The following is a 22152-nucleotide window of genomic DNA, read 5'->3' on the forward strand; positions in this document are numbered from 1 at the left end:
CGGTCGTGCTGCCGTCAGCGCGCCCGGACGTACCTCGTGAGCAGCACGTCGCCCGCCCCGCGCAGCACGTGCGCCAACCGCATCCGCCGCAGCTCCGGGGACGAGCCGTGGACGATGCGTCCGCCGGCCCCGCCCTCGAGCGACGGGTCGATCGACAGGCACAACTCGTCGACCAGGTCCGCCGCGACGAGGGACCCGAGGAACGACGGACCGCCCTCGCAATGGATGCGTGCGAGGCCGCGGTCGACGAGGGCAGCGCGGACGAGCACCGGGTCGACCGAGTCCTCGCCGCAGGACACGACGTCGGCCACGGCCTCGAGGGCCCGGCGGCGCTCGGGGTCGGCTGCGGAGGTCGTGAGCACGATCGGCCGGACGGGCGCCTCGGTGAACACGCGGGACGCCGGGTCGAGGCCGAGCGACCCCGTGACGATCGCGAACACCGGGTGGTCTGCCGTCCCGCGCGCCCGGCGCCAGGCCACGTCCGGGTCGTGCAGGACCATCGGCCCGTAGCCCTCGTCGCGCACGGTGCCCGCGGCGACCAGGACGACGTCGGCCGCTCGCCGCAGCAGGTCGAACACCCGGAGGTCGTCGGGGCCGCCGAGGGAGCCGGACCTCCCCGCCGCCGTGGCGGAGCCGTCGAGCGAGCTGACGAAGTTGACGCGCAGCCAGCCGCCGTCCGCGGCGCCCCCGGCGCCGTCCGTGTAGACGGCGAGCAGGTCGTCGTCGGACAGGTCGTCGACGGAGCCGGGCAGGTGGGTCACGTGTTGTGCCTCGCTTCCAGGGGTTCCCGCCAGCCGAGGACGGCCTCGACCATGCGCATCGCGTCGACGGCCTCGGGGACGTCGTGCATCCGGACGATCCGCGCGCCGAGCAGCGCGCTCATGGTCGCGGCGGCGAGGGACCCGGGCAGCCGCTCACCGCGCGGTCTGCCGAGGGTCTCCCCGACGAAGTCCTTGTTCGACACCGCCGCGAGGACGGGGTAGCCGAGCGCGACCACCTCCGGCAGGCGCCGGGTCAGCTCGAGGGTGTGCACGGTGGTCTTGTTGAGGTCGTGCCCGGGGTCGATGACGATCCGCTCCTCGGGGATGCCCGCGGCGAGCGCCCGGTCGACCCGGAGTCGGAGGAACGCCGCGACCTCACCGGCGACGTCGGCGTACTGCGGCTTCGGGTACTCCTGCCGGGGTGCGGCGAGCGAGTGGGTGATGACGACGGTGGCGTCCGAGTCCGCGACGACCTCGGCCATCCGCGGGTCCGCCAGCCCGGTGGTGTCGTTCACGACGCTGGCACCGGCGGCGATGGCGGCGGCGGCGACCTCCGGCCGGAAGGTGTCGACGCTGATCGTGACGTCGGACTGCTGCGCGACCTGCTCGACGACGGGCACGACGCGGTCGATCTCGTCCGCCGCGGACAGTTCGGGTCCGGGCGCGAACTTCACGCCGCCGATGTCGACCCAGTCGGCGCCCTGCTCGGCCGCGGTGACGGCGGCCGCGACGGCACGGTCGAGCGCGAAGGTGCGGCCCTGGTCGTGGAAGGAGTCCGGGGTGCGGTTCACGATCGCCATGACGGCGATGCGGGAGTCGAAGTCGATCGTGCGGCGGCCGATGGTGCGGACCGGGGCGCGCAGCTCGGGGACGACCCAGCCGGAGGGTCCGGACGGGAGGCCCGACGCGGGTCCGAGGCGCATCAGGCGTCCGTCCCGTGGCCGGCGTCGGCCGCAGCGGCCGTCCCGTTCCCGGTCCCCGCACCGATGAGCGCGATCGCCTCCGCACGGCCGGCGGCCTCGGACAGGATCCCGCTCGCCGCGACCGTCACGGTCGTGGAGCCCGTCTGCCGCTCGCCCCGGGTCGTCACGCACTGGTGCTGGGCGTCGAGGACGACGAGGACGCCGCGCGCCTCGAGGCCGTCCTGCACGGCGGCGACGACCTGCTCGCCGAGGCGCTCCTGCAGCTGCGGACGCGAGGCCAGGGCCTCCACCACCCGCGCGAGCGTCCCGAGGCCGATGAGCCGCTCCCCCGGCGCGTACGCCAGGTGCGCGGTCCCGAGGAACGGCAGCAGGTGGTGTTCGCACACCGACCGGAACCGGATGTCCCGCACGACCACCAGGTCGCCGCGCTCCCCGTCATCGGCGGGCACCGTGCCGTCCCGGGCGATCTGCGTCGCGTCGAGGTCGAGCCCGTGGAAGAACTCCGTGTAGGCGTCCGCGACCCGCTGCGGGGTGCGTTCGAGTCCTGGTCGGTCGGGGTCCTCGCCGATGCCCGCCAGCAACTCGCGCACGGCGGCCTCGACACGGGCACGGTCCATGCGCTGCGTCACCCGCTCATCCAACACCGGTCACGCGGTGCGGTCCTGACCGGAGAACGCGGTGACGTACCCCGTTCTCCAGGAACGGGCCTCCCGGCAGGACTACCATCCCGTCGCGACGTGCCCATCGGTGCGGCCGTCCTCTAAACTCCACCGGTGAGCGCCCCGCAGACATCCAGCCCGCCCCGGAACAGCGTCGCATCCGGTCTCGACCGCTTCTTCTCCATCACGAAGCGCGGATCGACCATCCCGCGCGAGGTCCGTGGTGGCGTCGTGTCCTTCGTGACGATGGCCTACATCGTCATCCTCAACCCGCTCATCCTGGGCGGCTTCAGCGCCGACCAGGCCGCCAAGGACGTGAGCGGCGGATGGCTCGAGAACGCTCAGGTGGCCGCGGCCACCGGCCTCGTCGCGGGCCTGATGACCATCGCGATGGGCGTCATCGCGAACCTGCCGTTCGGCATCGCGGCCGGTCTCGGGATCAACTCGTTCCTGGCCGTCAGCGTCGTGCAGCAGGTGACGTGGGCCGAGGCGATGGGCCTCGTCGTCATCAACGGCGTCATCATCGTGCTCCTGGCCCTGACCGGGATCCGGACGCTGATCTTCACGGCCGTGCCCGCACAGCTCAAGGCCGCGATCACCGTCGGCATCGGCCTGTTCATCGCGTTCATCGGGCTCGTCGACTCCGGGTTCGTGCGCTCGTCGGGGCTCGCGTCGCCGCCGCTGCAGCTCGGCGAGGACGGGTCCGTCGGGGCACTGCCGACCATTGTGTTCCTCATCGGTCTGGTCATCATCGGCACGCTGATGGCCCGCCGCGTCAAGGGCGCGCTGCTCATCGGCATCGTCGCGACGACCGTCATCGCGATCATCCTGCAGGCCGTGTTCCAGGTGCCGACGTCCGTCGAGTCGAAGACCGGCTGGAACCTCAACGCCCCGGGGCTGCCGAGCGCACTGTTCGCCCTGCCCGACCTGTCCCTCGTCGGCCAGTTCGACTTCGGCGCCTTCGCCCGGATCGGCCCGCTCGCAGCGTCGATGCTCGTCTTCACGCTCGTCTTCACGAACTTCTTCGACGCCATGGGAACGATGACCGGCCTGGCGAAGGCCGCGGGGGTCGCGGAGCAGGACGGGACGTTCCCGCGCCTCCGTGCCGCACTCGTCGTCGAGGGCGCCGGCGCGATCGCCGGCGGTGGCGCCTCGGTGTCGTCGAACACGGTGTTCATCGACTCCGCGTCCGGCATCGGTGAGGGCGCCCGCACCGGCATGGCGTCGGTCGTCACCGGCCTGCTGTTCCTGGCGTCGATGTTCCTCACGCCGCTGACCCAGGTCGTCCCGCTCGAGGTCGCCGCCGCCGGGCTCGTCGTCGTCGGTGCACTCATGGTCGCCCAGGTCGCGGACATCGACTGGACGGACTTCGGGTCGGCGCTGCCGGCGTTCCTCACGATCGTCGTCATGCCGCTGACCTACTCGATCGCGAACGGCATCGGTGCCGGCTTCATCAGCTGGGTCCTCATCAAGGCGCTGTCCGGCAAGGGCCGCCAGGTCTCGTGGCTGCTGTACGTGGTCGCCGCCGGCTTCCTGCTCTACTTCGCACGCGGTCCGCTGGAGTCGCTCCTCGGCGTCGGCTGAGGTCCGGCCGCGGCGCCGATCGCCGCACCGGCGCCGATCGGCCGGCACGACAGGAACCGGCCCACACCACGGACGTCCGTGGTGTGGGCTGGTTCCTGTTGTGCGCTGTCGGTCCGCGCTGCGCCGATGTCCGCTGACGCCGCTCGGCCGGGAGGCGCGGATCAGTCCGGCAGGTCGGCCGGCGTGGCCTCGTGGTGGGGCAGGCCCGGCGTCCGCCGGTCCTCCTTCATGCTCGCCTCGAACAGGTGGCGCCTGCCGCCGACGAGCTGCTCACGCGCGGTCCGCTCGAGCTCCTTCGCGGTGGCGTAGTAGCCGTCGTCGTAGTCCTCCATGATCTGGAACGTCCACCGCCCGGCGATGACGTTCCGCCCGACGAGTTCGGTGTCGATCCGCTCGGCGAGCTCGGTGTGCCCGGCCTTCCGCAGCTGCTCGACCGCCTCGCCGATGTTCAGGTCGGCGGTGCCGGTCAGTCGGTGGAAGCCGTAGAGGAGTCCGCGCGCGTGTTCGATGACCTCGATCGCCGCGGAGAGGCTGCCGAGCGCCTCGACGGTCGCCTCGGACACCCCCTCGGGGACCTGGTGTGCGGAGTCGGGACCCTGCCCGTCGTCGTTCGTCATGCTGCTCGTCTACACGACCGCTCCTCGCGTCGTCCTGGGCGTGCTCGGAGGACGAACGCGGCACGCCGGGGCGCTTGCAGCTGTCGGAGGGCCGACCTAGCATTCGAACACACGTTCGAACGAGGAGGCTCCTGATGATGATCGTCGACACCGCTGCCACCGTGTGGTGGACCGGCGGCGCACCCGCCCGACTGGTGTGGCTGGGCCGGCGCTGGCGCGTCTCCGACGTCCCGACCCGGCTGACCACGACGCCGACCGACCTGCCCACCGCGATCACCCACGCACCCGAGCGCACCGCCGGGTGGCGCTTCCAGGCGACGGCCGAGGACGGCGAGACCCTGGTGGTCGACATCGTCCCGGACGCCGACGGGTGGAGCGTCGCCCGGACGTGGACGTGATCGTGGACGCCCCGTCCGGCCCGCGCTACCGTCACCACATGACGAGGTGGGTGGCGCTCCTGCGCGGGGTGAACGTGAACGGGATCACCATCCGCAGCGCCGAGCTGGCCGAGCTCGTCCGCGGCCTCGGGCACACCGACGTCCGGACGGTCCTCGCGTCGGGGAACGTCCTCTTCACCGCGGACGACGCCCCCGACGCGGACGCACTCCGGACGACGGTGGAGCAGGCACTCCGCGATCGCTTCGGGTACGACGCCTGGATCGTCCTCGTCCCGCACGCCGCCGTGTCCGGGATCGTCGCGGGCTTCCCGTTCCCGTCTGCGGCGGACCGGCACGACTACGTCGTCTTCGGATCCGAGGACGCCGCGCTCGACGACCTGCTCGACGGCGTCACGGCCGACGGCGTCGAGCAGGTCGCGCGCGGTGACGGCGTCGTCTACTGGTCGTGCCCGAAGGGGTCGAGCACCTCGACGCCCTTCGCGAAGCGCGCCGGGGCCGCCCGCTTCAAGCACACCACGACGACCCGGAACACGAACACGCTCCGCAAGCTCCTCTGACGCAAGGTCAGGCTTGCGGCGGCTGCCCGTTGCTCGCCGTCGTGCCGCCGTCCACGGGCAGGACCGCGCCGGTGATGAACGACGCGTCGTCGCTCGCCAGGAACAGCACCGCGGCCGCGACCTCCTCCGACCGGCCCCCGCGACCGAGGGCGATCCGCTCGGCGAACGCGGCCTTGAGCTCCTCGTCCTCCGCCTGGGACGTCGTCAGGTCGGTCCAGATGAGTCCCGGCGCCACCGCGTTCACCCGCACGCCGTGCTGGCCGTTGTCGAGCGCTGCGGCCTTCGTGAAGTTCGTCACGCCGCCCTTCGCCGCGTTGTACGGGCTCATCCGCCAGTCGGCCGCCAACCCGGACACCGACGAGGTGTTCACGACGGACCCCTTCGTGTCCCGCAGGGCCGGGAGGGCCGCCCGCGTGCCGTAGAACACGCTCGACAGGTCCGTCTCGACGACCCGGCGCCACTCCTCGGGCGCGATCTCGGTGATGTCGCCCGACGTGAACGTGCCGGCGTTGTTGACGAGCACGTCGACGCGACCCCAGCGGTCGATCGCCGCGTCCACGACGGTCGGCCATGCGTCCGGGTCGGCGACGTCCGCCTGCAGCCAGAGCGCCTGCTCGGTCGGCAGGGAGTCGGCGACGTCGCGGACCTTCTCCTCGACGCTGTCCACCAGGACGACGCCGGCGCCCTCGGCGACGAACGCCCGCGCCGTGGCCTCTCCGATGCCGGACCCCGCGCCCGTGACGATCGCGACCTTGCCCTCGAACCGCTTGCCCATGATGTGCTCCTCTCGCGACGGTCGTGCCCGGGGTGGGACGTCATCGGCCCGGAGGGGCACGGGAGACCACGCTGCCCGCCCCGGGCTGGACGGTGGTCCAGGCGGAAGCGGGCAGCGGGACGGGCGGAGGACAGGCCTCCCGACCGGTCAGGAGCTGACGTCGTCCTCCTCGTCGCGCTCCAGCGAGATCGTCGGGATGGAGGCGGTGATCACCGATCCGTCGGCACGGAGCGTGCCCTGGATGTCGCTGGTCGTCGGCGCGTGTCCGCTCATCCGCGGCCCCTGGTGCGGCAGCGGCACGACGGTCGGCTCGTCCGGACGGACCTCGATCGGGGCGTTGTGCACCCACGCGTCGAACCCGCCACCGGTCTCGACCGTGAACGTGAGCGCCTCCTGTGTCAGGTCGACACGGACCCGTGACCCGTTCACGGTGATCCGGAACGTCAGGCGCTCCCAGTCCGCCGGCAGCCGCGGGTTGAACGTGAGCCGTCCACCGTGGTCCCGCATGCCGCCGAAGCCGTTGACGAGCGCGCCCCAGATGCCGCCGGTGGACGCGATGTGCACGCCGTCGGTGGTGTTGCCGTGCAGGTCGGCGAGGTCGACGTAGAGCGCGGTCTGGAAGTACTGGTCGGCGAGCTCGTGGTAGCCGACCTCGGCGGCCATGATCGACTGCACGACGGCGGACAGGGTCGAGTCGCCCGTCGTGAGCGCGTCGTAGTAGTCGAAGTCACGGCGCTTCTCGGCGGGCGTGAACTCGTGGCCCTGCAGGAACAGCGCGAGCACGACGTCGGCCTGCTTGAGTACCTGGAACCGGTAGATCACCAGCGGGTGGTAGTGCAGGAGCAGCGGGCGCTTCGACTCGGGCGTGCGCTCGAGGTCCCACAGCTCCTTGTCGAGGAACTGGGCGTCCTGCGGGTGGATGCCGCGGTGCGGGTCGAAGGGGATCTCCATCGACTCGGCGGCGTGCTCCCAGTTGACGATCTCCTCGGCGTCGAGGCCGGTGCGACGGACCATGCGGGCGTACTCGTCCGGGTCGTCGACCGCGAGCTGCCGGCAGGCGTTCACCGCGGACCACAGGTTCGCCCGCGCCATGACGTTCGTGTACATGTTGTCGTCGACGACCGTCGTGTACTCGTCCGGGCCGGTGACGCCGTCGATGTGGAACTTCTGGTCGCCGTTCGAGCGCCAGAACCCGAGGTCCTCCCACAGCCGCGCGGTCTCGACGAGGATGTCGATCGCACCGCGCTTCAGGAAGTCGGTGTCCCCGGAGGCCCGCACGTACTGCATGAGGGCGTGTGCGATGTCCGCGTCGATGTGGTACTGCGCGGTGCCGGCCGCGTAGTAGGCGCTCGACTCCTCGCCGTTGATCGTCCGCCATGGGAACAGCGCGCCCCGCTGGTTCAGCTCGCGGGCCCGGGAGCGGGCGGCGTCGAGCATGTTGTAGCGGAAGCGGAGAGCGTTCCGGGCGACGATCGGCGCCGTGTACGACAGGAACGGCAGGACGTAGATCTCCATGTCCCAGAAGTAGTGGCCGCCGTAGCCGGAGCCGGTGACGCCCTTCGCCGCGATGCCGTGCCCGTCGGTGCGGGCCGTCGCCTGCGCGAGCTGGAACAGGTTCCAGCGGACGGCCTGCTGGATCTCCGGCTGGCCGGCGACCTCGACGTCGCTGCGGGCCCAGTAGTCGTCGAGCCACTTCCGCTGCTCGCCGAAGACCTGCTCGACGGACTCGTACTTCGCGCGGTCGAGCGTGCGGTCGCAGCGGTCCGCGAGTTCACGCGCCGGGACGCCGCGGGAGGTGTGGTAGACGATGCTCTTGACGAGACGGATCGGCTGCCCGGCCTTCGCCTGCACCCGGTAGACGTGCTTGGCGAGGTCGTCCTCGATGCTCGAGGTCTCGTCCCAGGCGTTCTCGGTCTCGATCCGGTGCTCGACGCCGACGCAGATCGTCATGCCGGAGCTCGACGCCTGGTAGCCGAGCAGGGCGCGGGAGCCCGCGTTCCGCTTCAGCCGCGGCTGGAGCACCCGGTCCGTGAACGACTCGGCCTTGCGCGGGTCGAACGCGGCGGCGGCGGCCTTCATGCCGGCGTGGTACTCGTCGGCGACGTCCTGACGGTTGAGTACCTGGCTCGACAGCAGCACCGACGCGTCGTGGTCGAGCATCGTGACCTCGTAGTCGATGACGGCGAGGTGCCGCTCGACGAAGGACACGAGGCGCCGGGAGCGGATGAGGACCCGCTTGCCGGACGGCGTCGACCACTCGGTCTCGCGCAGCAGGTAGCCGCCGCGGAAGTCGAGCCGGCGGCTGTGGCGGAGGATGTCCGCCTCGGACAGGACGAGCGGCTCGTCGTCGACGTACAGGCGGATGACCTTGGCGTCGGGGACGTTGATGATCGTCTGCCCGGTCTTCGCGAACCCGAAGGCGGTCTCTGCGTGCCGGATCGGCCACGTCTCGTGGAACCCGTTGATGTACGTGCCGTACTGGACGCCGCCGCGGCCCTCGTCGAAGTTGCCGCGGAGGCCGAGGTACCCGTTGCCGACCGCGAAGTTCGTTTCGTCGACGCCCTGCTCGTCGGCGTACTCGGTCTCGATCAGGGCCCACTCGTCGACCGGGTACCGGACGCGGTCGAGGGGGTCTTCGGTGATGGGGTTCATGCGGTCTTCCGGGGGTCGACGGGAGGCAGGTCGGCAGCGGGCGCGTCGGTGCCCGCACCGCGCAGGTCGGGCAGCAGGTCGGCGAGGTCGGACACGACGACGTCGGCGCCGTGCTCGCGGAGGGCGTCGACCCCGGCACCGCGGTCCACCCCGACCACCAGGCCGAAGGCACCGTTCCGGCCGGCTTCGACACCGCTCGTCGCGTCCTCGACCACGACGCACTCCGCCGCGGTCAGCCCGAAGCGGGTCGCCGCGTCGAGGTACGTGTCGGGGGCGGGCTTGCCGGCGAGCCCGTCCGCGCGCGCGACGGCGCCGTCGACGATCACGTCGAAGCGGTCGATGATGCCCGCGGTGCGGAGCACGTGCTTCGCGTTCGCGGAACTCGACACCACGGCGACCTCGTATCCCGCGGCGATCGCTGCGGTGAGGAAGCGCACCGACCCCGGGTACGCGGCCACGCCGTGCTCCTCGAGCTCCGCGGTGAACTCGGCGTTCTTCCGGTTGCCGAGCCCGCAGACGGTGTCCAGGGTGGGGTCGTCCGCCGGGGTGCCCTCGGGCAGGTCGATCCCGCGGTCGTGCAGGAGCGAGCGGACCCCGTCGTACCGCGGCTTGCCGTCGATGAACGCGAAGTAGTCCTGCTCCGTGTACGGCGCGACCCCGTGTGCGGCGAGGTACGGCGTGAAGAGGCGGCTCCAGGCACGCATGTGCACCTCGGCCGTCGGCGTGAGCACACCGTCCAGGTCGAAGAGGAGCGCCCGCTGGTCCGCGAGGCGAGCAGGGGTTCGCCGATCCGACGACGTCATGGGGCAGACCTTCCAGGGAGCGGTGTCGAACACGAGTGCTGCGCGTCCCACTCTAGGACCGGCACGCGGCGCTGTCCTCCAGCGGTGGGTCCACGCTGAGGGGTACGTCCAGTCCGCACGACGCGGACCTGGGGACGCGTCCAGCACCGGGCAGAGACGCTCGCGCTCATGACATCCGACACCACCGCACGGCCGCAGGACGGGACCGGCTCGAAGCTGAAGCAGGCGATCACCGGTCCCCTGCTGTTCCTGTTCATCCTCGGCGACGTCCTCGGCGCGGGCATCTACGCCCTCATGGGGACGCTCTCGAAGGACGTCGGCGGTGCGCTGTGGGCCCCGCTCGTGCTCGCACTGCTCCTGGCCCTGCTCACCGCGGGCTCGTACGCCGAGCTCGTCACGAAGTACCCGAAGGCCGGTGGCGCCGCGGTGTTCGCCGAGCGTGCCTACAAGGTGCCGCTGGTGTCGTTCCTGGTCGGGTTCTCGATGCTCGCCGCCGGTGTGACGAGCGCGGCCGGCCTCTCCCTCGCGTTCGCCGGCGACTACCTCGGCACGTTCATCGACGTCCCGCCCGTCCCCGCCGCGATCGTGTTCCTCGCCCTCGTCGCCTGCCTGAACGCCCGCGGCATCTCGGACTCACTCCGCAGCAACGTCGTGATGACGATCATCGAGCTCTCCGGCCTGGTCATCGTCATCGTGTCGGTCGCCCTGATGATGGGCGGTGGCGGCGGTGACGTCTCCCGCGTCGGGGCCTTCCCGGCGGAGGCGAACCCGGCACTCGCGACCCTCAGCGCCGCGATCGTCGCCTACTACTCGTTCGTCGGCTTCGAGACCTCCGCCAACGTCGCCGAGGAGGTCCGCGAGCCGGCCAAGGTCTACCCCCGTGCGCTGTTCGGCTCCCTCGCCACCGCCGGCGTCGTCTACGTGCTCGTCGCGCTCGCCAGCTCGATCGCGTTGCCCGCGTCGGAGCTGTCCGACTCGAGCGGCCCGCTCCTGGCGGTCGTCGCCGCGACCGGCGTCGGCATCCCGGACGTGGTCTTCAGCCTCATCGCCCTGGTGGCGGTCGCGAACGGTGCCCTGCTCACCATGATCATGGCGAGCCGCGTCACCTACGGCATGGCCGAACAGCGTCTGCTGCCCAGCCTGCTCGGCAAGGTGCTCCCGAAGCGGAAGACGCCGTGGACCGCGATCATCGCCACCACCGTGGTCGCGATGGCGCTCACCCTCGTCGGGGACGTCGGCACGCTCGCCGAGACCGTCGTGCTCCTGCTGCTCTTCGTCTTCATCAGCACGAACGTCGCGGTCCTCGTGCTCCGCAAGGACAAGGTGGAGCACGAGCACTTCCGGGTGTGGACCTTCGTCCCCGTGCTCGGCGTCGCGTCCTGCATCCTGCTGCTCACGCAGCAGAGCGGGCAGGTCTGGCTGTACGCGGCGATCCTGCTGGCCGTCGGCGTGGTGCTGTACTTCATCGCCCGCGCGACCCGCGGCCGCGACCGGACCGCCTCGGGCACGGACGCCCGCTGACGGAGCCGGGACGGGCCTCCCGGCCGACCGCCGGGAGGCCCGCCCCGCGTCGGCCGTGCCCCCGCGGTCCGTCCAGTGGTCACGTCGCGCACCCGCCGGTCAGCGGAGGTCGCGGACCCAGCTCTCGACGGCGGCGGTGATCGCACGGCCGGACTCGCGGCGGGAGACCGTCGCGGGGAGGTCGCCGGGCTGGGCGCCGTAGGCCCCGAAGGCGGCGTGGTCCGCGCCGGCGACCTCGGTCATCGTCGCGCTGGCCGGGAGCAGGTCGCGGACGGCAGCGACGTCCTCGGGCGTCGACAGGCCGTCCCGCGAGCCGGAGACGCTGAGCACGTCGAGGTCGCTGTCCGAGCGGTCGTCCGCGCAGTAGCTGCCGAGCAGGAGGAGCCCGGCGACGTCCCGGTCCTCCGCGAGCTGGCACGCCCGCACGCCCCCGAGTGAGTGCCCGCCGACCGCCCACGTCCGGACGTCGGGCGCATGTGCCTCGAACCGGGCGAGCGGGCGCCGGTCGAAGAACGCGAGGTTGAGCGTCGGCTTCGTGATGACGACCGTCGTGCCGTCCGCGACCACCTGCCGGAACGTCGCCATGTAGGCGTAGGGGTCGACCTTCGCACCGGGCACGAAGACGATCCCGACGCCGTCCGCGATGCCCGTCGGGGTCATCACGACGGCGTCGCCCGCGTCCCGCACGGAGACGCGGTCGTCCCGCCAGACCGTGAGGGCGGCCGACCGGGTGCCCTGCAGGACGATGTGCGCCCAGACGAGGAACACCAGCACGAGCACGAGCAGGACGGCGAGGACCCACGAGACGATCCGGAGGAGCCGTCGCCTCCGGGTCGGACCTCGGCGGTCGGAGCGGGGAGCGGTGCTCATGGCCCGACCGTACCGAGGGCACCCGTGCTGCCGCTGCCGGGCCGGATCAGCGCGGGAACCGCCGGGTGCCCGGGGCGTCAGTCGTCGGTGTCGACGGTGTTCGTGACGACCTTCCCGCTGCCGGCGTCGATGCGGATGCTGTGCGTCGTGCCGGAGCCGTCGAGGACGTCGCCCTCCCAGACCACCGTGCCGGCGTGGTCGTCGAGGCCGAGCTCGGTGACCGTGCCGCGGACGGTCTTCGTCAGGGTCGACGCCGCCTGCGCGACCGACAGGTCCGCGGCGCCGACGAACCGCTCGTTCTCCGCGACGTCGTCCGCATCGGCGGTCTCCTCGGTCGGACCGGCGGTGGTGCGCTCACCGTCGGCGTCGACGTGGACCTCCTGCTCGGCACCGTCGGAGGTGACGATGATGACCTCCCACGAGGTCCCGCCGGCCTCCTGCTCGACCGAGGTCACGGTCCCGGAGCCGACGGCCTCGCGCGCCGTGGCCGCCGCGGCGACGAGGGCGTCCTCCCCCGGCGCGGCGGCGGCGTCGGTGGTCGTGTCGTCGTCGCCGGTCGCGCCCTCGGTGGCGGAGACGGACGGGGCGGAGGCCGCCGGGGCTGCGACGTCGTCGCGGTCGTCGTCGTCGGTGGCGCACCCGGCGAGCGCCAGCGCTCCGACGAGCGGGAGGGCGGTGACGAGGGCGATGCGGCGGGCGGTGGTCTTCTTCGTGGTCTGCATGGCGTCAGCCTGCCGAGCGAGCACTGAAGCAGACCTGAAGCGGCCTGGGGCGGCCGCACCATCTGGCGACCGGGCACCGGGCGCGACTCAGTCCCGCAGGAGTGGCAGCCGCACGGTGAACCGCGCTCCCCCCTCGGGAGCGGCCGACACCGCGACGGACCCGCCGTGCCCGCGGACCACGGCGTCGACGATCGCGAGTCCCAGCCCGGAGCCCCCGGCGTCCCGCGCCCGGCCCTCGTCGAGCCGCACGAACCGCTCGAACACGCGCGTCCGGTCGCCCTCGGGGATCCCGCGCCCGTCGTCGTCCACGGTGAGCACCGCATCGCCCGCGACGCTCCCGAGCGCGACGGTCACCGCCCGGTCCGCGTGCCGGACGGCGTTGTCCACGAGGTTCCGCACGACCCGTCCGAGCAGCCGGTCGTCGCCGCGGACCCGGGCCGGTGCGACCCCGGACACGTCGACGTGCACGGTCGCCCGCGGCCGTGACGCCTCCGCGAACACGAGGTCGTCGAGGTCGACGGCACGGTCCCGGTCACGTCCGCGTTCGTCCAGGCGGGTGAGCAGGAGCAGCGACTCGACGAGCTCCTGCAGACGGGCTCCCTCGTCGAGCACGACGTCGGCCAGGTCAGCGGTGTCGGTGACGTGGGGGTGCGCCCGTGCGACCTCGGCGTGCTGGCGGATCGTCGCGAGCGGGGAGCGGAGTTCGTGCGAGGCGTCGGAGACGAACCGCCGCTGCGCCTGCTGGGACGCCTCGAGCCGGCCGAGCATGCGGTTCATGGTCACGGCGAGCCGGTCGACCTCGTCCCCGGAGCCCGGTTCGTCGACCCGGGCGTGCAGGTTCGTCCCCTCGACGTCGTCGACCTCGCGGCGCATGCGGTCGACCGGACGGAGCGCACGGCCGACGACGATCCAGGTCACGAGCGACATGAGCGCCACGACGACCGGGACGGCGACGACCAGCAGCACGGTCACCGTCTGCACGGCGGCGTCGGCGTCCTCGAGCGGGGCGCCGACGACGAGGACGCCGCCCGTGCCGTCCGGCAGGTCGACGTCGTCGGCGACGACCAGCCACCGTTCACCGTCGTGCCGGTACCGGGACTCCTCGGCGGTGCCGAGCGGCCGGCCGGGGCTGTCCTCCGCCCGCGCCAGCACGCGGCCGTCGTCGCCCTGCAGCTGCGCGAGCACGTCGTCGTCCTCCGCCGTCACCGCACCGGCTCCGTCCGCCTCCACCCGGGTGGCGAGGCCGTCGAGCGTCTGCTCCGCCGACGACCGGACGCCGTCGGACAGCGAGGTCCGCAGGACCCCGACGAACGCGACCGCCCCGATGACGAGGGCGACGAGGACGACGAGGGCCGCGCCTCCCGTCGCACGCGCGCGGATGGAACGAGGGCGACGGGAGGGACGCGACCGCTCAGCCACCGTCGGCGGCGAGACGGTACCCGGCCCCGCGGACGGTCTCGATCGCCGACCGGCCGAAGGGCCGGTCGACCGTGCGGCGGAGGTGCCCGACGTAGACCTCGACGATGTTCGGGTCGCCCGTGAAGTCGTCGTCCCAGACGTTCGCGATGACGTCCCGCTTCGACAGCACCTGCCCGGGGTGCCGCATGAGGTACTCGAGGACGGTGAACTCCCGGCTCGTCAGGTCGAGCAACGTCTCGCCGCGCCAGACACGACGCTCCGCCGGGTCGAGCCGCAGGTCGCCGGCCTGGAGGACCGTGGGACGTTCCCGGGATCCGCGCCGGACGAGCGCACGGAGGCGTGCGACGAGCACCGGGAACGAGAACGGCTTCGTCACGTAGTCGTCGGCGCCGGCGTCGAGGGCGTCGACCTGGTCCCACTCGCCGTCCTTCGCGGTCAGCATGAGCACCGGGGTCCAGTCCTGCTCGGCGCGGAGGGTCTCGCAGACCTTCCAGCCGCTCATGCCCGGCATCATGAGGTCGAGGACGATGGCGTCGTACGGGTTCTCGCGGGCGTACCAGAGCCCGTCGACCCCGTCGTGGGCGACGTCGACGGCGAACCCCTCGGCCTGCAGGCCCTTCCGGATGCCGTCGGCGAGCCGCACCTCGTCGTCGACCACCAGCACGCGCATCGTCCGAGCATGGCGGCGCGGCCTGAACCGGCGCTGAAGCCGGGCCGCGCCGGGGTCCCTCGGACGGGGTGCGGCTCGTCGTCCCTGTCGGGCGCTACTCTCGGCACGACGAGGGGGCTCTCCATGACCAGCATCGCGTCCGGCTTCGACCCGGCGTTCTCCACCGGTGACGGCTCCTCGCCGGTCGACGACTTCTCGCGGACCTTCTCCACGGCCTCGACGCTCATCACCGTGGTCGGGGTGCTGGTCGTGATCGGCATCCTCGTGTCGATCGGCATCACCGCGTACCGCAGCACCCGGATGGCGAAGCGCGGCCAGAACCCGTTCACGATCGAGGAGGACCTGGCGCACTCCGCGATGCGGTCCCGGGCGCTCGCTCCGATGACGACCCTCGAGCAGCGGTTGGCGGAACTCGACGACCTGCACCGGCGCGGGGTCATCACCGACGAGGAGCACCGCGCGGCGCGGTCGGACGCGCTCCGCACGTAGCGGCCTGCCCCGGTCAGCTCGAGACGCCCCCGTGTCCCCGTGACGCCCTGTTCTCCTCGAGACGCCGCCGGGTACCGCGCCGTCTCGCCGGCCCAGCGGCGTCTCCGAGGCGGAGCGGCGTCTCGGGGAATGCGACGTGGGCGACACCGCGCACCGGGATCCCGGTGTGCGGTGTCGCCCACATGGCGTGTTGCGAGGGGACTACGCGGCGTCGATCGCGGCGCGGATCTCGGCGGCGGCAGCGCCGACGTCCGAGGCGCTGTAGATCGCGCTGCCGGCCACGGCCACGCGAGCGCCGGCGGCCTTGACGGACGCGACGGACGACGCCTTCACGCCACCGGCGATCGAGAACGGCACACCCGAGGCCTTGCCCTCGTCGAGGAGCGTGTCGAAGGTGAAGCCCTCCTCGGCCTGCTCGTCGAGGCCGGCGTGCACCTCGACGAACTCGACGCCGAGCGCGGTCACCTCGCGGGCACGAGCGGCCTTGTCAGGCACACCGATCAGGTCGACGACGATGCCCTTGCCGTGCTTCTCCGCCGCGGCGACGGCACCGACGATCGTGCTGTCCCCGGCGACGCCGAGCACGGTGACGAGGTCGGCCCCGGCCTGGAACGCCATGTCGGCCTCGAGCTCGCCGGCGTCCATCGTCTTGAGGTCGGCGAACACGATCTTGTCCGGGTGCGCCTCCTTCATCGCGGTGATCGCGGCGACGCCGGCGCTCTTCACGAGCGGGGTGCCGAGCTCGAGGATGTCGACGTGCGGGGCTGCCTGGGCGGCGAGCTCGAGCGCGGTCTCGGTGGACAGGGTGTCGATGGCGAACTGCAGCTGCATGCTGGTGCTTCCTTCTTCCGTGGGGGTCATTCGAGGTTGGCGTGCCGCGGCCAGAGGTCGTCGGCGGAGTGTCCGCTGCGCTGCCAGAGCGCGTGGAACAGCGCGTCGCCGAGCAGGACGACGCCCTGCTCGAACAGGCTGCCCGCGTACTGCGCCGATGCGGTGCCGGAGCGGTCGGTCTTCGTCGCGGCCGGCAGGACGAGGGTGACCTCGGCCAACTCGGCGAGCGGCGACGAGGCCGTGGTCGACACGGCGACGACCTGCGCGCCGACGTCCACCGCGGTCCGCGCGGCCTGCACGATGCTGCCGGTGGTGCCCGAGCCGCTCGCGGTGAGCAGGACGTCGCCCGACTCGATCGCTGGGGTCGTCACCTCGCCGACGACGTGGACGTCGAGCCCGAGGTGCATGAGGCGCATCGCGGTCATGCGCAGCGCGAGCCCGGACCGTCCGGCACCGTGCACGAAGACACGCTCGGCGCCGTCGAGCAGGTCGAGGGCGCGCGCAGCGGGCTCCGGGTCGCTCTCCCCGACCGCGTCGACGAGGTCGTCGAGTTCGTGGCTGACGAGGTCGAGCGCAGCGGTGAGGGTCTGATCGGACATGTCTCGAGCCTGCGCCTGACGGGCGTGGTGCGCCGCTACCCGACACGGCGGGCGTCCCGTCCGAACGGGTGGGTCGGGTCGTCGCGCAGAGCAGGGCGGGTAGGTTCGGGCTCGTGGACGACGAGACGGACCCGGAGACCGGCCGGGAGGCGCGCACCGCCCCCGACGACCAGGTGACGCCCGTCGCGGGGCCGGGTCGGGCCTCCCGGCCGGCGCTCCCCGCACCCGCCGGTGGTGCCGTCGCCCACGCCAGCCGCGCGGAGGCCGCGGAGCACGCCCGCGTCGTCGCGGACCTGACCGACCGGCACTCGCTCACCCTCGAGTCGGTGCTCGCGGTCCTGCGCTCCCCCCGCGTCGGCGACGCCGCGGCCCGTGCGGAGGCGGTCGAGGTCGCGTCCGCAGCCCTCGTCGACCTGCGGACGTCGAGCGATCGCCAGCGGGAGGTCCTGCTCGAGCCGGTGACGGGGGCGTTCTCGCGCCTGCGCGCCGACCTCCGCCCGCTCGTCCGGTTCGGTGACCTCGACGTGCAGTTCGTCGAACCGCCCGCGACCGGCCGCGCGCTCCCCGGCGACGTCGCGCACGCTGCCCGGGCGATCGTCCGGAACGCGGTGCTCACCCTCGTCGACGAGGGCAACGCGAACCGGGTCCGCATCCAGTGGGACTGCGACGGGCGCAACCTGCTCATGCAGTTACGGGACGACGGTGCCGGGACGCACGACGTGCAGGACGACGCGATGCGGCCGATCGCCGAGCGCGTCGGGGTCCTCGACGGACGGATGCACGTCGACTCGACGCCGGGCTGGGGGTCCGTGCTCGACATCACGATCCCACTCGACCCCGCCCCCGGATCGGTGCCGAGCCCGGACGAAGCCGACCTGACGCCCCGCGAGGCCGAGGTCCTGCGGCTCGTCGCGACGGGGGTCGGCAACCGTGAGATCGCGGACGGCCTCGGCATCTCCGTCAACACGGCGAAGTACCACGTGGCGAACCTGCTCCGGAAGCTCGGGGCGCGGACCCGGGCGGAGCTCGCGGCGCACGTGCACGCCGGCTGAGGCGGGAACATCCGGGCGGCGGCGTCCTACCGACGGCGCGGTGGCGTCCTGCCGACGGCTCTGGCACGATCGGACCGAGGGAGGCGCGATGAACCCGCGTGTGCTGTTCCAGGACGTCAAGCCGATCGACGTCGTCGCCTCCCTCGACGACCTCCACGGTCCGGCAACCGGTCCGCTCGTGCTCCCGCTGGAGGTCTACTGGGGCCCGGAACCGCTGGTCGACCTGGCATCCACCTCGGACGTCGCCAAGGCGTACCAAGCGGTCCTCCGCGAAGGCGACACCAGAGCCCAGGCTGCCCTGCTCGATCGGGAGCTGCTCGTCCGGACATGGCCGGATCTCCTGCTGCCGAACCGCGTCCGCGCAGCGTGGGAGGCGCGGTTCCCGGAGTTGACGGCATGACCGACCTCCGCGCTGCCCAGCGGGAGGCCACCGCGCTCGTCCTGAGGACGGTCGGCGGACAGGGCTTCGTGCTCGCCGGCTCCGGCGCGATCCGCGAACACGGTCTCGTCGACCGGTCGACCGGTCGACCCGCGACATCGACCTGTTCACTGATCGGTACGACCGCGAGTTGTTCCGTACGGCAGTCGAGGACGCGGTCGGCGTCCTCTCCGGACACGGCTACCGGGTCGACGTCCGACGGCACGACGAGCTGTTCGCGCAGCTCCTGGTGACGTCCGCGGAGGGTGACCGTTTGGAGATGGACTTCGGGTACGACTGGCGCGGCCAGGCTCCGGCGGATCTCCCGATCGGACCGGTGCTGGCCGCGGACGACGCCGTCGCCTCCAAGCTCGACGCGCTCTACGGCCGCCTCGAGGTGCGCGACTTCATCGACGTCGACGCGATCCGGGCCTCCGGGCGGTGGACGGACGCCGATCTCCTGCGTCTCGTCGCTGAGCGGGACGCCGGGTACAACCCCGTCGTCTTCGCACGGCAACTCCGCCTCGTGACGCGCGTCGCGGACGACCGGTTCGCCGAGTACGGGGTCGCTCCGCCCGAGGTCGCCGCGCTCCGGCAGCGCGCGCTCGCCTGGGCTGGTGAGTTGGAGGACGAGACCGGGGGTCAGCCCGCCGGCGCGAACCGGTAGCCCATCCCCGACTCCGTCACCAGGTACCGCGGGTGGGACGGCTCCGGCTCGAGCTTCCGCCGCAGCTGCGCCATGTACAGCCGCAGGTACCCGGAGTCGGTGCCGTGCGTCGGACCCCACACCTCGGTGAGGAGCATCTCCCGCGTCAGCAGTCGGTCGGGGTTCGTCACGAGGACCTCGAGCAACCGCCACTCGGTCGGGGTGAGGCGGATCGCCGGACCGTCGGGCGCGGTGACCTGCTTCGCGACGAGGTCCACCACGAGGTCGCCGACCCGGATCGTCGGGGCAGCCTCCCCGCCCGCGGGAGCACGCCGCCGACCGAGCGCCCGGAGCCTGGCGAGGAGCTCGTCCATCTCGAACGGCTTCGTCACGTAGTCGTCGGCACCGGCGTCGAGCGCGTCGACCTTGTCGCCCGAGTCCGTCCGCCCGGACAGCACGAGCACGGGCACCTGCGACCACCCGCGGATGCCCTCGAGCACCCCGATGCCGTCGAGCCGCGGCATGCCGAGGTCGAGCATGACGATGTCCGGCCGCTCGGTGATGACGGCGTCGATGGCCGCCCGACCGTCCCGGGCCGTGACGACCTCGTACCCGCGGGCCCCGAGCGTCACGGCGAGCGCCCGCACGAGCTGCACGTCGTCGTCCGCGATCAACACCTTCATCGTCCCACCACTCCCAGGTGTCCGGCGATCGGCAGCCGCACCACGACGGTGAGCCCGCCGCCCGGGGTGTCGTCGACCTCGATCGTGCCGCCCATGCCCTCGGTGAACCCGCGCGCGAGCGCCAGCCCGAGTCCGAGTCCGGTCTCGTTGTCGGTGTCGCCGAGGCGCTGGAACGGCTGGAACACGTCCTCGCGCCGGTCCTCGGGGATGCCCGGGCCGCGGTCGGCGACCCGGAGTTCGACCCCGCCGGCGAAGGCGCTCGCCGCGATCCGGACGCGCTCGCCGTCGGGTGAGTAGCGGACGGCGTTGGCGAGCAGGTTCACGACGACGCGCTGCAGCAGCACGGGGTCGGCGAGCACCGGCGGGAGCTCGGCGGGCAGGTCGAGGTCGACGTCCTCCGGCCCGAGCTCGAGTTCGTCGAGCGCGGGGGCGACGACCGTGTCGAGCGAGGTCGGGACCGGGGACGCGGCCAGTACCCCGGCCTGCACACGGCTGACGTCGAGCAGGTCGCCCAACAGCACCGCCAGTTGACGGAGGCTCTCGTCGGCGGTGGCGAGCAGGGCCTCCCGGTCGGCTTCGCGCAACCGCACGTCCCGCGCCCGGAGGGACTGCACGGCGGCGGACGCGGCGGCGATCGGCCGCCGCACGTCGTGGCTGACGGCCGCCAGGATCGCGCTCCGCACCCGGTCGACCGCGGTGATGCGCTCGGCGTCGACGGCGGTGCGGGTCAGCGCGCGGTGCTCGAGGGCGGCGTCGAGCTGCTGCTCGACGACCCGCAGCAGCCGGCGCTGGGTGGGGTCGTCGGGCGCACCGGCGAACTCCAGGACGGCGCCGGACGGGAGGCTCGTGGTCGCGTCCGGTGCGTCCCCGAACGTCCCCGACGTCGCCGGCACCTCGTCGCCCTGGCGGACCCGGACCCCGGCGAAGCCGAACGCCTCGCGGGTCCGGTCGACGAGGGCCTGGAGGGCGTCGTCGCCGCGGAGGACGCTGCCGGCGATCCCGACGAGGAGCCCGGACTCGGCGGCCGCGCGGCGGGCGGTGCGGGAGCGTCGGGCGGAGCGGTCGACCACGAAGCTGACGAGCACGGCGCTGACGACGTACATGACGAGGGCGACCAGGTGCCACGGCTGTTGCACGGTGACCTGGTGCAGGGGTTGCACGAAGAAGAAGTCGAGACTCAACCCGGAGAGCACGGCGGCGAACACCGCAGGGAGCATGCCGCCGATGAGCGCCACCACGAGCACGAGCAGCTGGTAGGCCAGGACGTCGACCGTGATGGAGTCGGGGTCGTCGGTCAGGCTGAGCAGCCAGGTCAACAGCGGCCCGGCGACCAGCGCGAGCACGAACGCGGCGACCACCCGGCTGCGGGACAGGCTCCCGCCGAGCTTCGGCAGCGCGAACCCGCCGCCGGCGCGCTCGTGCGTCACGACGTGCACGTCGATGTCGCCGGACTCGCGGATGACCGTGCTGCCGATGCCCGGGCCGGTGACTGCGGCGGCGAGTCGGCTGCGACGGCTGATGCCCATCACGATCTGCGTCGCGTCGATCGAGCGGGCGAACCGGACGAGGGTCGTCGGCACGTCGTCGCCGACGACCTGGTGGTAGGTGCCGCCGAGCTGTTCGAGCAGGGCGCGCTGCGTGCCGAGCGCGCCGGGGTGCCGCTCGCGGAGGCCGTCGTTCGTCGTGACGTGCACGGCCGCGAGCTCGCCGCCGGCGGACCGGGCCGCGATGCGGGCGCCGCGACCGAGCAGGGTCTCGCCCTCCGGGCCTCCCGTCAGGGCGACGAGGACGCGCTCCCGCGTCTCCCACCGGTTCGCGATGCCGTGTTCGGCGCGGTACCGCTTGAGGGCGTCGTCGACCTCGTCGGCGAGCCAGAGCAGCGCGATCTCGCGGAGGGCGGTGAGGTTGCCCAGCCGGAAGTAGTTCGACAGTGCCGCGTCGACGCGGGCGGCCGGGTACACGAGCCCGTCGGACAGGCGGTCGCGCAGGGCCTGCGGGGAGAGGTCGACGACCTCGATCTGGTCGGCGGCGCGGACGACGGCGTCGGGAACGGTCTCGCGCTGGACGGTGCCGGTGATCTCGCGGACAACGTCGCCGAGGGACTGCATGTGCTGCACGTTCACCGTCGAGATGACGTCGATGCCCGCGGCCCGGAGCGCCTCGACGTCCTGCCAGCGCTTCTCGTGCGGGCTGCCCGGGGCGTTCGTGTGGGCGAGCTCGTCGACGAGGGCGACCTCGGGGCGACGGGCGAGCACGGCGTCGAGGTCCATGTCGTCGAGCGCGACCCCGCGGTGCTCGACCGTCCGGCGCGGGACGACCTCGAGCCCGTCGACGAGCGCGGCGGTGGCGGCGCGGCCGTGGGTCTCGACGACGGCGACGACCACGTCCCGCCCGTGGTCGGCCATCCGACGCCCCTCTTCGAGCATCGTGTAGGTCTTGCCGACGCCGGGGGCCGCGCCGAGCAGCACCCGCAGCTTGCCTCGCTTCACGTGCTCATCCTCTC

22 protein-coding genes and 1 pseudogene are annotated in these 22152 nt (G+C 72.7%); 8 read left to right on the forward strand and 15 right to left on the reverse strand.

All coding sequences use genetic code 11. The annotated features are described in order from the left end of the window. Positions 1-14: 14 nt before the first annotated feature. From DEJ16_RS05185 to folE, 3 genes are read right to left on the reverse strand one after another with little or no spacing between them, the layout of a single operon-like run. Positions 15-761: a pyrimidine reductase family protein gene (locus DEJ16_RS05185; protein ID WP_110824301.1), complete on the reverse strand. Its 747-nt coding sequence runs from the start codon at positions 759-761 to the stop codon at positions 15-17. Continuing rightward, a complete protein-coding gene (gene folP, locus DEJ16_RS05190; protein ID WP_110824302.1) occupies positions 758-1684 on the reverse strand; it encodes a dihydropteroate synthase in 927 nt (308 codons plus the stop codon). Before folP ends, DEJ16_RS05185 begins: the two co-directional genes overlap by 4 nt. Then, a complete protein-coding gene (gene folE / locus DEJ16_RS05195; RefSeq protein WP_110824449.1) occupies positions 1684-2301 on the reverse strand; it encodes a GTP cyclohydrolase I FolE in 618 nt (205 codons plus the stop codon). The genes folP and folE overlap by 1 nt, the downstream gene beginning before the upstream one ends. A gap of 156 nt (positions 2302-2457) precedes the next feature. On the opposite strand from folE, the gene DEJ16_RS05200 reads away from it, so the two are divergent. After that, positions 2458-3927 carry an NCS2 family permease gene (locus DEJ16_RS05200; RefSeq protein WP_110824303.1) on the forward strand — a complete coding sequence of 490 codons (1470 nt, stop codon included), beginning with the start codon at positions 2458-2460 and terminating at the stop codon, positions 3925-3927. Between the two features lie 161 nt (positions 3928-4088). Here DEJ16_RS05200 and DEJ16_RS05205 read toward each other — a convergent pair whose 3' ends face one another. Next, on the reverse strand, positions 4089-4544 hold the full coding sequence (locus tag DEJ16_RS05205; protein WP_110824304.1) for a hypothetical protein: 456 nt from the start codon (positions 4542-4544) through the stop codon (positions 4089-4091). A 134-nt stretch (positions 4545-4678) separates the two neighbouring features. Here DEJ16_RS05205 and DEJ16_RS05210 point away from each other — a divergent pair, with 134 nt between their 5' ends. Both DEJ16_RS05210 and DEJ16_RS05215 read left to right on the forward strand, forming a co-directional pair. Then, entirely contained in the window at positions 4679-4942 is a 264-nt protein-coding gene (locus DEJ16_RS05210) for a hypothetical protein (protein ID WP_110824305.1), read from the forward strand. 38 nt (positions 4943-4980) lie between these two features. Further along, complete coding sequence (locus DEJ16_RS05215) at positions 4981-5499, forward strand: DUF1697 domain-containing protein (RefSeq protein ID WP_110824450.1); 519 nt, start codon at positions 4981-4983, stop codon at positions 5497-5499. A 7-nt stretch (positions 5500-5506) separates the two neighbouring features. Here DEJ16_RS05215 and DEJ16_RS05220 read toward each other — a convergent pair whose 3' ends face one another. The 3 genes from DEJ16_RS05220 to DEJ16_RS05230 all read right to left on the reverse strand — a co-directional run bounded on the left by DEJ16_RS05220 (position 5507) and on the right by DEJ16_RS05230 (position 9729). Further along, the gene (locus DEJ16_RS05220; RefSeq protein ID WP_110824306.1) at positions 5507-6274 is read right to left on the reverse strand and encodes an SDR family NAD(P)-dependent oxidoreductase; all 768 of its coding nucleotides are present in this window, start codon (positions 6272-6274) and stop codon (positions 5507-5509) included. A gap of 147 nt (positions 6275-6421) precedes the next feature. Continuing rightward, the gene (locus DEJ16_RS05225) at positions 6422-8926 is read right to left on the reverse strand and encodes a glycoside hydrolase family 65 protein (RefSeq protein WP_110824307.1); all 2505 of its coding nucleotides are present in this window, start codon (positions 8924-8926) and stop codon (positions 6422-6424) included. Then, on the reverse strand, positions 8923-9729 hold the full coding sequence (locus tag DEJ16_RS05230) for an HAD family phosphatase (RefSeq protein ID WP_110824451.1): 807 nt from the start codon (positions 9727-9729) through the stop codon (positions 8923-8925). The genes DEJ16_RS05225 and DEJ16_RS05230 overlap by 4 nt, the downstream gene beginning before the upstream one ends. 168 nt (positions 9730-9897) lie before the next feature. On the opposite strand from DEJ16_RS05230, the gene DEJ16_RS05235 reads away from it, so the two are divergent. Then, on the forward strand, positions 9898-11250 hold the full coding sequence (locus DEJ16_RS05235; RefSeq protein ID WP_110824308.1) for an APC family permease: 1353 nt from the start codon (positions 9898-9900) through the stop codon (positions 11248-11250). Between the two features lie 99 nt (positions 11251-11349). Here DEJ16_RS05235 and DEJ16_RS05240 read toward each other — a convergent pair whose 3' ends face one another. The 4 genes from DEJ16_RS05240 to DEJ16_RS05255 form a co-directional block, all read right to left on the reverse strand. Further along, complete coding sequence (locus DEJ16_RS05240; RefSeq protein WP_110824309.1) at positions 11350-12120, reverse strand: alpha/beta hydrolase; 771 nt, start codon at positions 12118-12120, stop codon at positions 11350-11352. 77 nt (positions 12121-12197) lie between these two features. Then, positions 12198-12842, reverse strand: a complete 645-nt coding sequence (locus DEJ16_RS05245; protein ID WP_110899784.1) for a PepSY domain-containing protein — start codon at positions 12840-12842, stop codon at positions 12198-12200. 87 nt (positions 12843-12929) lie between these two features. Continuing rightward, complete coding sequence (locus DEJ16_RS05250) at positions 12930-14261, reverse strand: HAMP domain-containing sensor histidine kinase (protein ID WP_258365832.1); 1332 nt, start codon at positions 14259-14261, stop codon at positions 12930-12932. Continuing rightward, on the reverse strand, positions 14254-14931 hold the full coding sequence (locus tag DEJ16_RS05255; protein WP_110824311.1) for a response regulator transcription factor: 678 nt from the start codon (positions 14929-14931) through the stop codon (positions 14254-14256). The genes DEJ16_RS05250 and DEJ16_RS05255 overlap by 8 nt, the downstream gene beginning before the upstream one ends. A 123-nt stretch (positions 14932-15054) precedes the next feature. Here DEJ16_RS05255 and DEJ16_RS05260 point away from each other — a divergent pair, with 123 nt between their 5' ends. Continuing rightward, positions 15055-15420: an SHOCT domain-containing protein gene (locus tag DEJ16_RS05260; RefSeq protein WP_110824312.1), complete on the forward strand. Its 366-nt coding sequence runs from the start codon at positions 15055-15057 to the stop codon at positions 15418-15420. 201 nt (positions 15421-15621) lie between these two features. Here DEJ16_RS05260 and hxlA read toward each other — a convergent pair whose 3' ends face one another. Together hxlA and hxlB are read right to left on the reverse strand one after the other, a co-directional pair. Next, complete coding sequence (hxlA, locus tag DEJ16_RS05265) at positions 15622-16251, reverse strand: 3-hexulose-6-phosphate synthase (RefSeq protein WP_110824313.1); 630 nt, start codon at positions 16249-16251, stop codon at positions 15622-15624. A gap of 26 nt (positions 16252-16277) precedes the next feature. Next, positions 16278-16850 (reverse strand): 6-phospho-3-hexuloisomerase, encoded by a 573-nt coding sequence (hxlB, locus tag DEJ16_RS05270; protein WP_110824314.1) that lies wholly within the window; start codon positions 16848-16850, stop codon positions 16278-16280. 113 nt (positions 16851-16963) lie between these two features. Here hxlB and DEJ16_RS05275 point away from each other — a divergent pair, with 113 nt between their 5' ends. From DEJ16_RS05275 to DEJ16_RS05285, 3 genes and pseudogenes are all read left to right on the forward strand, one after another. Further along, positions 16964-17902, forward strand: coding sequence for a LuxR C-terminal-related transcriptional regulator (locus tag DEJ16_RS05275; RefSeq protein WP_258365833.1), 939 nt, complete (start codon positions 16964-16966; stop codon positions 17900-17902). A gap of 88 nt (positions 17903-17990) precedes the next feature. Further along, on the forward strand, positions 17991-18302 hold the full coding sequence (locus DEJ16_RS05280) for a transcriptional regulator (RefSeq protein ID WP_110824315.1): 312 nt from the start codon (positions 17991-17993) through the stop codon (positions 18300-18302). A gap of 124 nt (positions 18303-18426) precedes the next feature. Further along, positions 18427-18987 (forward strand): annotated as a pseudogene (locus DEJ16_RS05285) (nucleotidyl transferase AbiEii/AbiGii toxin family protein); the annotation flags it as partial. Here DEJ16_RS05285 and DEJ16_RS05290 read toward each other — a convergent pair. Further along, positions 18963-19649 carry a response regulator gene (locus DEJ16_RS05290; RefSeq protein WP_110824317.1) on the reverse strand — a complete coding sequence of 229 codons (687 nt, stop codon included), beginning with the start codon at positions 19647-19649 and terminating at the stop codon, positions 18963-18965. The pseudogene DEJ16_RS05285 and the gene DEJ16_RS05290 sit on opposite strands and share 25 nt — an antisense overlap. After that, the gene (locus DEJ16_RS05295; RefSeq protein ID WP_110824318.1) at positions 19646-22138 is read right to left on the reverse strand and encodes an ATP-binding protein; all 2493 of its coding nucleotides are present in this window, start codon (positions 22136-22138) and stop codon (positions 19646-19648) included. Before DEJ16_RS05295 ends, DEJ16_RS05290 begins: the two co-directional genes overlap by 4 nt. Positions 22139-22152: the final 14 nt, after the last annotated feature.

The sequence above is a fragment of the Curtobacterium sp. MCJR17_055 genome (assembly GCF_003224335.1).
GTDB lineage: Bacteria > Actinomycetota > Actinomycetes > Actinomycetales > Microbacteriaceae > Curtobacterium.